Here is a 12,266-nt window from a genome sequence, read left to right on the forward strand (position 1 = left end):
ACACATTGACTAAACAAGAATTGATTGCAGAAGCTTTAAAAGCAAGGGAATTTGCATATGTTCCGTATTCGAAATTCAAAGTCGGCGCTGCCCTTTTGACTGAGGACGGCAAGGTGTACAAAGGCTGCAACATTGAAAATGCTGCATACAGCCTGTGCAACTGCGCCGAGCGGACAGCGTTGTTCAAGGCTTACTCGGAAGGGGAAAAATCGTTTAAGATGCTTGCCGTCGCTGCGGATACGCCGGGTCCGGTGTCGCCGTGCGGAGCGTGCAGACAGGTGATTTCTGAACTTTGTTCACCAAACATGCCTGTCATCTTAACCAATCTGAATGGCCAAATCAAAGAAATGACGGTTCAAGAATTACTGCCAGGAGCATTTTCATCGGAGGACTTACATGACACAGGAAAGCTTTAAATCAGGATTTGTCTCCATTATCGGACGACCAAACGTAGGAAAATCTACATTTTTGAATCGCGTGATCGGCCAAAAAATTGCCATCATGAGCGACAAACCGCAAACAACAAGAAACAAAGTGCAAGGTGTGCTGACAACCGATACATCCCAGACGATTTTTATCGATACGCCGGGCATTCATAAACCGAAGCATAAATTGGGCGATTTTATGATGAAGGTGGCGCAGAACACTTTAAAGGAAGTCGACTTGATCTTGTTTATGATCAATGCGGAGGAAGGCTACGGAAAAGGCGACGAATTTATCATCGAGCGCTTAAAAGGAGTCAAGACGCCGGTATTTTTGATCGTCAACAAAATCGACCGGATTCATCCGGATGAGCTTCTTGTGCTGATCGATGAGTACAGAACCAGGTATCCGTTTCAGGAAATCGTTCCGATCTCCGCCCTTGAGGGAAATAATATCGATACGCTTTTAAAGCAAATTGAAGATTATTTGCCGGAAGGTCCGCAGTTTTACCCGAGTGACCAGGTGACCGATCATCCGGAGCGATTTATCATTTCTGAGCTGATTCGGGAAAAAGTGCTGCATCTGACAAGGGAAGAGATCCCTCACAGCATTGCGGTCTCGATCGAGTCCATTCAAGAACGGGAAAACGGTTCTGTGTATGTGAGCGCGACCATCGTCGTCGAACGCGATTCACAAAAAGGGATCGTCATCGGAAAAAGAGGCAGCCTGCTTAAAGAAATCGGCAAGCGGGCAAGAACCGATATCGAGGCGCTGCTCGGATCATCGGTGTTTTTAGAGCTGTGGGTTAAAGTGCAGAAAGACTGGCGCAACAAGATGTCTCAGCTTCGTGATTTTGGATTTAGAGAAGACGAGTATTAACGAACAGAGCTTGACCGCGGTTTAGTCGTGACAAAATCTCTCGAAATCAAAGATATATTAGAAAAAATTGTTTAACATGAAATGGAGGATACAAGGTCAAGATAATCTTAAGAATTTGGATGTTTAAAAAGCTAGTTATAAACAGAAAGGTGGGGCTTTTTATGTTGAATTTTACTTGGAATGTATTTTCACAAACAGGAAGCGTAGACACGTACCTCCTTTTTAAAGAATTGGAAAAGGAGAACCTGGAAAGACCCGAAGTACTTGAAGAAGAGCTAGCGCAAATTGACTTTCCAATTTTGTGATCATGCTTGACCCCTCCAATTTTTGGATGGTGCACATATGCTGACGAAATGTGAAGGTATCGTCCTTCGTACAAACGACTATGGTGAAACAAATAAAATCATTACGCTATTGACGAGAGAACACGGGAAAATCGGTGTGCTGGCAAGGGGCGCCAAAAAGCCGAACAGCCGCTTGTCAGCGATTTCCCAGCCGTTCCTTTATGCTTCTTTTTTATTCCGCAAATCATCCGGTCTCGGCACATTGGAGCAGGGCGAGATGATCGAAAGCATGAGGCATATACGCGAGGATCTGTTTTTAACAGCATACGCGGCCTACATCACTGAATTAATCGACAAGGGAACGGAGGAAAAGAAACCGAATCCGTTTTTATTTGAGCTGCTTCTTCAGTCGATGAGGAGGCTCGATGACGGTACAGATCCCGACATTATCGCCAACCTTATCGAAGTTAAAATGCTCAGCGTGATGGGACTGTATCCGGAGCTGGATGAATGTGTACATTGCAAAAGCAAAGACGGCACATTTCATTTTTCGATCCGCGACAACGGCTTTATCTGCCACCGCTGTTTTGCGAAAGATCCATACAGGATACCGCTGTCTCCCGCATCCGCCAGGCTGTTGAGGCTGTTTTTTTATTTTGACCTGTCAAGGCTCGGAAATGTCTCGGTTAAACAGGAGACGAAGGATGAGCTGAAAAGGGTCATACAGACGTACTATGACGAGTACTCAGGGATCTACCTGAAATCGCGGCGCTTCATGGAACAAATGGACAATATGAAAAAGATGCTGGGCGATGAAAACAAAAGTTGACAACCTCTTCATCTTTTTATAAGATCATGTCATGAAGATTGGATTCAATAATGACGTTGCGTTGACGGAAAGAAGTAATTGCGCACGGCCTCATTGAAGCGACTCCGGGGCGGTGAAAGCCGGGGATGAGAGCGTAATGAAAGGCATTCCCTGAGCAACTTTTAAAAAAGAGGCTGAGACATTTCCTCTCAGCAATTAGGGTGGAACCGCGGGAGAACTCTCGTCCCTATGTTTGTGGGCAAACAAGCATAGGGACGGGAGTTTTTTTCTGCCCAAACCAGCCCTATGCCAAAAATTAAACTTGAAAACACGTTTTATGGAGGTGCTTCATTTGAATATTCAAGAAATGATTCTGACACTGCAAAAGCACTGGTCCAATGAAGGATGCGTACTTTTGCAGTCGTATGATGTAGAGAAGGGTGCAGGAACGATGAGTCCATATACATTTTTGCGGAGCCTTGGACCTGAACCTTGGAAAGTCGCTTATGTGGAGCCGTCAAGACGCCCTGCGGACGGAAGATACGGGGACAACCCGAACAGGCTTTATCAGCACCATCAATTCCAGGTGATCATTAAGCCGTCTCCCGACAATATTCAAGAGCTTTATTTAGATTCATTAAAAGCTCTTGGAATCGACCCTCTGGAGCATGATATCCGTTTTGTCGAGGATAACTGGGAAAATCCGTCGCTCGGCTGCGCCGGGCTTGGCTGGGAAGTGTGGCTTGACGGCATGGAAATCACCCAGTTTACCTATTTTCAGCAGGTCGGCGGGCTTGAGTGCAAACCGGTTTCTGTGGAAATCACATACGGTATTGAACGCCTTGCTTCTTATATTCAAGACAAAGAAAACGTCTTTGACCTCGAATGGACGAAAGGCTATACGATAAAAGACCTGTTCAAGATGGCTGAATACGAGCATTCCGTCTATACGTTCGAGACATCTGACGTCGACATGCTGTTCGAATTGTTTGCCACGTACGAAAAAGAAGCGAACCGTCAGATGGATCAGGGACTTGTCCATCCTGCTTATGATTATGTACTGAAATGCTCGCATACGTTCAACTTGCTTGACGCAAAAGGAGCGATTTCCGTCACGGAGCGCACAGGATATATTGCAAGGGTGAGAAATCTGGCCAGAAAAGTGGCGAAAACGTATTATGATGAACGCGAAAAGTTGGGTTTCCCAATGCTGAAGGAGGAAGAGGCTTCACATGAGTAATCAAGATTTGCTTTTAGAAATCGGATTAGAAGAAATGCCGGCGCGCTTCATGCATGACAGCATGACTCAGCTTGGTGAAAAACTGGAAAGCTGGCTCAAGGAAAAAAATATTGCCTTCGGTTCCGTCAAGCTGTATAACTCCCCTAGAAGACTGGCCGTTCTTGTCGAGAACGTGGCGGAGAAGCAGGACGATGTGACAGAAGAAGCGAAAGGACCGGCAAAGAAAATCGCCCTTGACGAAAACGGCGAATGGACAAAGGCGGCCATCGGCTTTTCACGGGGGCAAGGAGCAAGTCCGGAAGATTTGTATTTTAAAGACATCAAAGGAACGGAATATGTTTTTGTGCAAAAATTCCAAAAAGGTCAGGATACGTTTTCATTACTTCCTGAGCTCGGCGACTTGGTGACAAGCCTCCACTTTCCAAAAAACATGCGCTGGGGCAGCGAAGATTTGAAATACATCAGGCCGATTAAATGGATCGTCGCGCTGTTCGGCAGTGAAGTCGTTCCGTTTTCAGTCGCTCATGTCGAAACCGGCCGCACAACACAGGGACACCGCTTCCTCGGAAAAGCAGCCAGCTTGAGCGCACCTTCTGAATACGAAGCGGCACTGGAAAGCCAGTTTGTGATTGCCGATCCGGACAAACGGAAGCAGCTGATCGTTAAGCAGCTTGACGAACTGGCGGCTGAAAAGTCCTGGGACATTCCGAGAGACGAGGATCTGCTGGATGAGGTTACCCATCTGGTTGAATATCCAACGGTTCTGTCCGGTTCTTACGAAGAGGAATTTCTCGCAATTCCTGAAGAGGTGCTCGTGACAACGATGAAAGAGCATCAGCGCTATTTCCCTGTCAAAGATAAAAACGGCGATTTGCTTCCTTACTTTGTGACCGTCCGCAACGGAGACAGCCGCGCCCTTGAAAACGTGGCGAGAGGGAACGAAAAAGTACTGAGAGCGAGGCTTTCAGACGCCGCCTTCTTCTATAAAGAAGATCAAAAATTAAACATTGACGAGAATGTGAAAAAACTCGAAAAGATCGTTTTCCACGAAGAACTGGGATCGCTTGGAGACAAAGTAAGACGCACTGAGGCGGTTGCTGAACGGATCGCTGAAATCATCGGTGCGGATCAAGAGACGGTGCAGCTGATCAAGCGCGCTTCGCACATTTCAAAATTCGACCTTGTGACACACATGGTTTACGAATTTCCTGAGCTGCAGGGCATCATGGGTGAAAAATATGCGCGGATGCTCGGGGAGAAAGAAGAAGTGGCGCTCGCTGTCAATGAGCATTATATGCCGAGACAAGCCGGAGGGGAAGCACCTTCATCAATCGTCGGCGCCGTCGTCGCATTAGCGGATAAACTTGATACGGTCGCTTCATTCTTTAAAATCGGCGTTATTCCGACAGGATCTCAGGATCCGTATGGACTAAGAAGACAGGCGAGCGGCATCGTCCAAATCCTGCTTGACCGGAACTGGGGCATTTCATTCAAAGAACTGGCTGCGTTTGCCGGACAGGAAGCAAACAGCGAACTGCTCGAATTCTTTAAACAGCGCCTCAAATACGTATTAACAGCGGAAAACATCCGCTACGATGTGGTGGATGCCGTGCTCGAAAGCTCGAACCTTGAGCCGTATTCGGCTGTCAAAAAAGCCGCTGTTCTTGAATCGGCTGCAGCAAAACCGGAATTTAAAGAAACGGCTGAAGCGCTGGCAAGGGTTATTTCGATCAGCAAAAAGAGCGAAACGAACGCCATTGATGCGTCACTGTTTGAAAACCCTCAAGAAGAGGAGCTTTTCAAAGCTTATGAGGCGTGCAGACAGCAATTAGAGACCCTTTACCAAGCAAAAGATTATGAGGGAGCCTTCAGTGAGCTGTCCAAGCTAAAAGAGCCGATCGAAGCTTATTTTGATCACACGATGGTCCATGCCGAAGATGAAAGATTAAAAGCGAACCGCCTGGCGCAAATGGCAAGCCTGGCGGAGCTGATCCGATCTTTTGCAAACATCAATGCCATCATTGTAAAATAAACACCGCAGAAGACGGTTGCTGACAAGCTGGCAATCGTCTTTTTGCTCAAATTGATTTTTCACATCCTTGTCAAATTGTGCCTGTCTTTTTCATAGAATTCAATTGTAATTGCTGTTATTTTAGTCTTCATATGCGTTATAATATGTTATCGACTTTTATACATAACGAACGAATTGTGAGCTTCGGCTTAAAGGTGGTGAGTACGATCGAACTAAATAAACGTCAGGAGCATATTTTGCAGATTGTCAAAGAGAACGGACCGATTACCGGAGAACATATCGCGGAAAAGCTGAATCTGACAAGGGCTACGCTTCGTCCGGACTTGGCGATATTGACGATGTCAGGATTTTTGGAAGCAAGGCCGCGGGTCGGTTATTTCTACACGGGAAAGACGGGCACGCAGCTCTTGGCTGATAAGCTGAAAAAGCTGCAGGTGAAAGACTTCCAGTCCATTCCGGTGGTCATTCATGAAAATGTCTCCGTTTATGATGCGATTTGCACGATGTTTTTAGAGGACGTAGGAACGCTTTTTGTCGTTGATGATAATGCCATCTTAGTCGGTGTACTTTCACGAAAAGACTTGCTCAGAGCCAGCATCGGCAAACAGGAGCTCCCTTCAATACCCGTCCATATCATTATGACGAGAATGCCGAACATTACGCTTTGCAGGCGCGACGATTTCATTTTGGACATTGCCAAGATGCTTATCGAAAAACAAATTGACGCACTGCCTGTTGTAAAAGATACAGAAAAAGGCTATGAAGTTGTGGGAAGAATTACGAAAACGAACATGACAAAAATTTTAGTCGGCTTATCTGAAAATGAAATCATGTAGAGTGAACTTCAAATGGAGGGATATCATGAGTAATCGGACGATTTATGTTGTATCAGACTCTGTCGGCGAGACCGCTGAGCTCGTAGTCAAGGCGGCTATCAGCCAGTTTAACGGTTCATCCGAGCAGACAAACATCAGGCGGATTCCTTATGTCGAAGACCGCGGAACAATAAAAGAAGTGATCTCGCTGGCAGAAGCGGACGGAGGCATCATCTGTTTTACGCTTGTTGTCCCGGAGATTCGTGATTTTTTAATCGCCGAAGCGGAAAAGGCGAATGTCGTGTATTACGATATCATCGGCCCGCTGATTGAGAAAATGGAGACGGTCTACGGCTTCAGCGCGAAATACGAGCCGGGCAGAGTCCGGCAGCTGGACGAAGATTATTTTAAGAAGGTAGAGGCCATCGAATTTGCCGTAAAATATGACGACGGCAGAGACCCAAGGGGCATCTTAAAAGCGGATATCGTGCTGATCGGCGTGTCGAGAACGTCCAAAACTCCGTTATCCCAATACTTGGCGCACAAACGGTTAAAAGTGGCAAACGTTCCGATCGTTCCTGAGGTGGATCCTCCCGAAGAACTCTTTACCGTTGATCCGGCTAAATGCATCGGGTTAAAAATCAGCCCGGATAAGCTGAACCATATTCGCAAGGAGCGCCTGAAATCGCTCGGCCTCAACGACAAAGCGATTTACGCTAATATCAACCGCATCAAAGAAGAGCTGGAGTTCTTTGAAAAGATCGTCGGCCGCATCGGCTGCAATGTCGTAGACGTATCAAATAAAGCGGTAGAGGAAACGGCCAACATTATTCACAACATGATGACAAAAAGGGTCTAAGAATAAAACTCAGGACACCCCATCCTGGGTTTTTGCTTTGATGGTTTTGGGAAAAGTGAAAATGTTAGCATCTTTAACCCATTTGTATTATAATAAAAAATTGTGATAAAATAATTAACTTTTAGGTTTAAGCTTAGTACAGAACGAATAAACTATTATGGGTATCGTGTCAAGAATTTCCCGAAAAAAACTTTCGACAAATTCTTATAGATCGATTATTTTTGAAACCTGTGTGATTTTGCCTGTATTTATAGCAGGAGATTGATGGAGGGATGGAGAATTAGTCTTCTTGAAAAAGAAAGGACGATTTTTGTCGATGCAGACGCATGCCCGGTGAAAGATGAAGTGCTCAAAACAGCGGCGGATTTCGACGTAAAGGTCATATTCGTGGCTTCATTCGAGCATTTTCAAGTCACAAGGAAAGAAGAAGAGAATTGGACATATGTCGATCCGCATAAAGAAGCAGCCGATCTGTACATTGCCAACCATGTTCGACCAGGTGATGTCGTCGTCACACAAGATATCGGGCTGGCATCACTTTTGCTTGGCAAAAAGGTCTATGTGATGTCGGAGAGAGGCTATCTTTTCGAAGAGGACTCCATCGATCATGCTCTTTTCCGCCGTCACGTCGCACAAAAATTGAGAAGAAGCGGACGTTACACGAAAGGCCCGAAAAAACTGGTCAAGGAAGACCGAGAGCGATTTGTCAAAGAGCTGCAAAAAATCTTGTCGAAAATTGAAGGATTTACGTACTAAGCAGCGAATTATGTACGACGGAGTGTTGGAACATGGGCAATCGTATACCAGACGAAATTGTAGAACAGGTGCAAAAATCAGCTGATATCGTAGAAGTTATCGGAGAGTACGTCCAGTTGAGAAAACAGGGGCGTAATTATTTTGGGCTTTGTCCTTTTCATGGTGAGAATACGCCATCTTTTTCCGTTTCCGGAGAAAAACAGATTTTTCATTGTTTTGGCTGCGGAGCGGGAGGGAATGTTTTTTCATTTTTAAGACAAATGGAAGGTTATTCATTTACGGAGGCCGTCTCTCACCTGGCGGACAAATATCAAATAGATCTGCCGGAGCAGGTAGCGGCTGTATCAGCATACAGCACAGGCAGTTCGGATGAACAGAAAATGGCGGAAGCTCATGATCTGTTAAAGAAATTTTATCATCATTTGCTGGTCAATACAAAGGAAGGCCAGGAAGCGCTCGATTATTTGCTCGAAAGAGGCTTTGAGATGGAGCAGATCGAGCAGTTTGAAATCGGATGCGCCCTTGATTCATGGGATTTCATCACAAAGTTTTTGGAACGGAGAGGTTTTGATCTTGCGCTGATGGAAAGAGCTGGACTCATCATCAGACGCGAGAACGGTGACGGCTATTTTGACCGTTTCAGAAACAGGATTATGTTTCCGATTCATGATCATCACGGCGCAACGGTCGCTTTTTCCGGAAGGACGTTCACCGGGGAGCAGCCAAAATATATGAACAGCCCGGAAACGCCGCTTTTTCGAAAAAGCAAGCTTCTCTATCATTTCCATCAGGCCCGCCTTCACATTCGAAAAGAAGAGAGGGCCGTCCTTTTTGAAGGATTTGCCGACGTCATCTCAGCCGTCAGTTCCGGTGTGAAAGAATCGATCGCCACGATGGGCACATCGCTGACAGAAGAGCATGCGAAAATCATCAGGCGAAATGTCGGAGAGGTCATACTGTGCTATGACTCGGATCATGCCGGTTATGAAGCCACGCTGAAAGCGGCGGAGATTCTTCAGAAAAAAGGCTGCGACGTCAAGGTGGCCATGATACCTGACGGGCTGGATCCCGATGACTACATCAAAAAATTCGGAAGCGAGAAATTTAAGAATGATGTAATAGGGGCCAGCGTTACGATGATGACGTTTAAAATGAACTATTTCCGCAAGGGCAGAAACCTGTCTGATGAAGGAGACCGTTTAGCCTATATCAACGATGTACTGAAGGAAGTCAGCCTTCTCAGCGGACCTTTGGAACAGGAAATATACGTCAAACAGCTGGCAAATGAATTTTCAATCTCATTTGAATCCTTGAAGGATCAGCTTTCCGTATTTGAAAAGCAGGCTGTAAGCCGCAGCAGGGAAAGCAGCCGTCAGGACTCAAAAGAGCGGCAGGCGGCCGTTTCGCGCGCCCCGCGGAGAAAGACAGGTCTTCGGCCGGCTCATGAGAACGCGGAGCGGATGCTCCTGGCTCACATGATTCATGACCGGGACGTCATTCGAAAGGTTTTAGACCGGGTGGGCTTTGAATTCAACCTTGATCAGCACCGCGCGATTGCCGCTTATTTGTACGCCATGTATGAAGAAGGAGCGGACATTTCCATCCAGGAGCTCTTTAAGAGAGTTGAGGATCAGGAACTCGGTCAGCTTCTGACAGATATCTTAATGCTTCAGGTGAACGAAGAATTAAGTGAAGCGGAATTATCTGATTATGTAAAAAAAGTGTTGAATTATCGAAATTGGTCAATGATAAAAGAAAAAGAAGCTGCAAGGGCGGAAGCCGAGAGGCAAAAAGACTTCATCAAAGCGGCAACTTTGGCACAGGAAATTGTTAAGCTGAACCGTTCGCTGAAATAAACCGTTATATATAATAGGAAAAGCTTTTGGCAATGAATCCTAACGGAGGAGCAAAAGCTGCTTGTCCTAATCATATATTGTCAATTTATGATTTGCTTTCCCGTGAAGCCCTAGATGAGAGAGAAGGCTTTATTCGTGAAATAGGAACAAAAAAAGCGGGATGCTTTTAGAATTCGTCTGTAAGTTTTGGAAGGAGGGATCCATGAATGGCTGATAAACAAGCACACGAGACCGAAACTGAATTCACATTTGAACAGGTGAGGGATCAATTAACAGAAGCCGGAAAAAAGCGCGGAGTGCTCACATATGAAGAAATTGCAGAGCGCATGTCCAGCTTCGAGATCGAATCAGACCAAATGGATGAGTATTATGAATTTTTAGGAGAACAAGGCGTTGAATTAATTAGCGAGAACGAAGAAAATGAGGATCCTAATATTCAACAGCTGGCCAAGGCCGAAGAAGAATTTGACCTTAACGATTTAAGCGTGCCTCCGGGCGTTAAGATAAACGACCCTGTCCGCATGTATCTGAAAGAAATCGGACGGGTAAACCTTTTGTCTGCAAAAGAAGAAATCGAATACGCGAAAAAAATCGAAGAAGGCGACGAAGAGTCGAAGCGCCGTCTGGCTGAAGCCAACTTGAGACTTGTCGTCAGCATCGCAAAACGGTATGTCGGCCGCGGAATGCTTTTCCTTGACCTTATTCAGGAAGGAAACATGGGCCTGATGAAGGCGGTAGAAAAGTTTGACTACCGCAAAGGATACAAATTCAGCACATACGCGACATGGTGGATCAGACAGGCGATTACAAGAGCGATTGCCGACCAGGCGAGAACGATCAGAATTCCTGTTCATATGGTTGAAACCATCAACAAACTGATTCGTGTTCAAAGGCAGCTCCTTCAGGATCTCGGCCGCGAGCCAACGCCTGAAGAGATTGCGGAAGATATGGATCTGACGCCTGAAAAAGTCCGTGAAATTCTAAAGATCGCCCAGGAACCGGTTTCACTCGAGACTCCGATCGGTGAAGAGGACGATTCACATCTGGGAGACTTCATTGAGGATCAGGAAGCGACTTCTCCGTCAGATCATGCAGCATATGAATTGCTGAAAGAACAGCTTGAAGATGTACTGGATACATTGACAGACCGTGAAGAAAATGTGCTCCGCCTTCGCTTCGGCCTTGATGATGGTCGTACAAGAACATTAGAAGAAGTTGGTAAGGTATTTGGGGTAACAAGAGAACGAATTCGTCAAATAGAAGCTAAAGCACTTCGTAAATTAAGACATCCAAGCAGAAGCAAACGCTTGAAAGATTTTCTCGAATAAACTTGAACGGGTCAGGAGATCCGTTCTTTTTTTCACGACAGAATGAAAGCGCTATTATTGGTAACCCGATTATATTTTACTTAATTTCTTTCGAATTTGCAAATATCCAAAAGTGCATTTTGAGTCATTATAACCTTGAGATCGAAGGAAAAGCCCTTTATAATTATTGTTGTAACCGTATTCAAAAACTGGTCTTTAAATGGAAAATGAACAATTGCTTCATCATCCGTTATTTTGTCTAAAATGTGAACTTCATCAGCTTTTGTTTCATAATTGGTTTACTTTTTGTAAAATTAAAGTAGAATTAGAATTGTTTACATAAGGGGCAGGGGTAAATTAAAAAGGGGGATGTAAAATGAACCGCAATCCATTGATACCATTTTTATTAATCGCCATTATGGGCATAGGACTGGTTTTTATCTTATCCATAAAAGGCCTTTATGATGAAAAAGAAATTGCAGGCGAAGGGAATAAAACAGCTCAAGAAGACAAAGCGGATGCCTCGCCTGAAGAAATTTACAAAGCGAACTGTGTAACCTGCCACGGCGAGAATTATGAAGGTGTATCAGGACCTAAACTGAAGGGCGTCGGAGACCGGATGGATACAGGTGCGATTAAAGAAAAGATTGAAAAAGGCGGTAACGGAATGCCGGGAGGACTGGTTCCGGCGGAAAAGCTTGATGATATGGCAAAATGGGTGTCAGAGATTAAATAGGTTAAAACCGTTTCATCACCAAAAGGATTCGCAATGAAAGCTTAGACAAGAGCTTTTGTGCGAATCCTTTTTTGTTTTCGTTAAACGGGGGCTTTTGCTTAGCGCTGAGTCACGTTGAAGGGTGATTTGGACTATTTAGATTTTCGGTCCCGGCCTTTAAGAGGATGATGCGTCTGCCGGAAATAGGCCTTTGTTACTTTTTTTGGGGCGCACTCCACCTTTGTGGGGGAAAAAATAAGCAATCCACCCTATTTAAGTAAGATTGCATCTA

At 45.3% G+C, this 12,266-nt stretch carries 12 protein-coding genes; all 12 read left to right on the plus strand.

Features of this window, described 5'->3' with window-relative positions:
* Positions 1–5 precede the first annotated feature (5 nt).
* Positions 6–416, plus strand: a complete 411-nt coding sequence (locus M1E06_RS07960; protein WP_020452242.1) for a cytidine deaminase — start codon at positions 6–8, stop codon at positions 414–416.
* Entirely contained in the window at positions 397–1,302 is a 906-nt protein-coding gene (era, locus tag M1E06_RS07965; protein ID WP_023855242.1) for a GTPase Era, read from the plus strand. The genes M1E06_RS07960 and era overlap by 20 nt, the downstream gene beginning before the upstream one ends.
* Before the next feature lie 161 nt (positions 1,303–1,463).
* Complete coding sequence (locus M1E06_RS07970; protein ID WP_003183626.1) at positions 1,464–1,607, plus strand: YqzL family protein; 144 nt, start codon at positions 1,464–1,466, stop codon at positions 1,605–1,607.
* Positions 1,608–1,644: 37 nt separating this feature from the next.
* On the plus strand, positions 1,645–2,415 hold the full coding sequence (gene recO, locus M1E06_RS07975; RefSeq protein WP_020452240.1) for a DNA repair protein RecO: 771 nt from the start codon (positions 1,645–1,647) through the stop codon (positions 2,413–2,415).
* Between the two features lie 331 nt (positions 2,416–2,746).
* Positions 2,747–3,634 (plus strand): glycine--tRNA ligase subunit alpha, encoded by an 888-nt coding sequence (gene glyQ, locus M1E06_RS07980; protein WP_020452239.1) that lies wholly within the window; start codon positions 2,747–2,749, stop codon positions 3,632–3,634.
* Positions 3,627–5,666, plus strand: a complete 2,040-nt coding sequence (glyS, locus tag M1E06_RS07985) for a glycine--tRNA ligase subunit beta (protein ID WP_025811143.1) — start codon at positions 3,627–3,629, stop codon at positions 5,664–5,666. The genes glyQ and glyS overlap by 8 nt, the downstream gene beginning before the upstream one ends.
* Positions 5,667–5,863: 197 nt before the next feature.
* The gene (locus tag M1E06_RS07990) at positions 5,864–6,502 is read left to right on the plus strand and encodes a helix-turn-helix transcriptional regulator (protein WP_025804968.1); all 639 of its coding nucleotides are present in this window, start codon (positions 5,864–5,866) and stop codon (positions 6,500–6,502) included.
* A 25-nt stretch (positions 6,503–6,527) separates the two neighbouring features.
* A complete protein-coding gene (locus M1E06_RS07995; RefSeq protein ID WP_023855239.1) occupies positions 6,528–7,340 on the plus strand; it encodes a pyruvate, water dikinase regulatory protein in 813 nt (270 codons plus the stop codon).
* 264 nt (positions 7,341–7,604) lie between these two features.
* Positions 7,605–8,096, plus strand: coding sequence for a YaiI/YqxD family protein (locus tag M1E06_RS08000; protein ID WP_023855238.1), 492 nt, complete (start codon positions 7,605–7,607; stop codon positions 8,094–8,096).
* A gap of 32 nt (positions 8,097–8,128) precedes the next feature.
* Entirely contained in the window at positions 8,129–9,952 is a 1,824-nt protein-coding gene (gene dnaG / locus M1E06_RS08005; protein WP_023855237.1) for a DNA primase, read from the plus strand.
* A gap of 206 nt (positions 9,953–10,158) precedes the next feature.
* Entirely contained in the window at positions 10,159–11,280 is a 1,122-nt protein-coding gene (gene rpoD / locus M1E06_RS08010; protein WP_020452234.1) for an RNA polymerase sigma factor RpoD, read from the plus strand.
* Between the two features lie 355 nt (positions 11,281–11,635).
* Positions 11,636–11,995, plus strand: coding sequence for a cytochrome c550 (gene cccA, locus M1E06_RS08015; RefSeq protein WP_020452233.1), 360 nt, complete (start codon positions 11,636–11,638; stop codon positions 11,993–11,995).
* Positions 11,996–12,266: the final 271 nt, after the last annotated feature.

Source organism: Bacillus sp. AK124, from assembly GCF_053903085.1.

Excerpts from the sequence above, each read along its gene's own strand:
- era (WP_023855242.1), top strand. The coding sequence starts at position 397 with ATGACACAGGAAAGCTTTAAATCAGGATTTGTCTCCATTATCGGACGA.
- M1E06_RS07970 (WP_003183626.1), top strand. The coding sequence starts at position 1,464 with ATGTTGAATTTTACTTGGAATGTATTTTCACAAACAGGAAGCGTAGAC.
- recO (WP_020452240.1), top strand. The coding sequence starts at position 1,645 with ATGCTGACGAAATGTGAAGGTATCGTCCTTCGTACAAACGACTATGGT.
- glyS (WP_025811143.1), top strand. The coding sequence starts at position 3,627 with ATGAGTAATCAAGATTTGCTTTTAGAAATCGGATTAGAAGAAATGCCG.
- M1E06_RS07995 (WP_023855239.1), top strand. The coding sequence starts at position 6,528 with ATGAGTAATCGGACGATTTATGTTGTATCAGACTCTGTCGGCGAGACC.
- M1E06_RS08000 (WP_023855238.1), top strand. The coding sequence starts at position 7,605 with ATGGAGGGATGGAGAATTAGTCTTCTTGAAAAAGAAAGGACGATTTTT.
- dnaG (WP_023855237.1), top strand. The coding sequence starts at position 8,129 with ATGGGCAATCGTATACCAGACGAAATTGTAGAACAGGTGCAAAAATCA.
- rpoD (WP_020452234.1), top strand. The coding sequence starts at position 10,159 with ATGGCTGATAAACAAGCACACGAGACCGAAACTGAATTCACATTTGAA.
- cccA (WP_020452233.1), top strand. The coding sequence starts at position 11,636 with ATGAACCGCAATCCATTGATACCATTTTTATTAATCGCCATTATGGGC.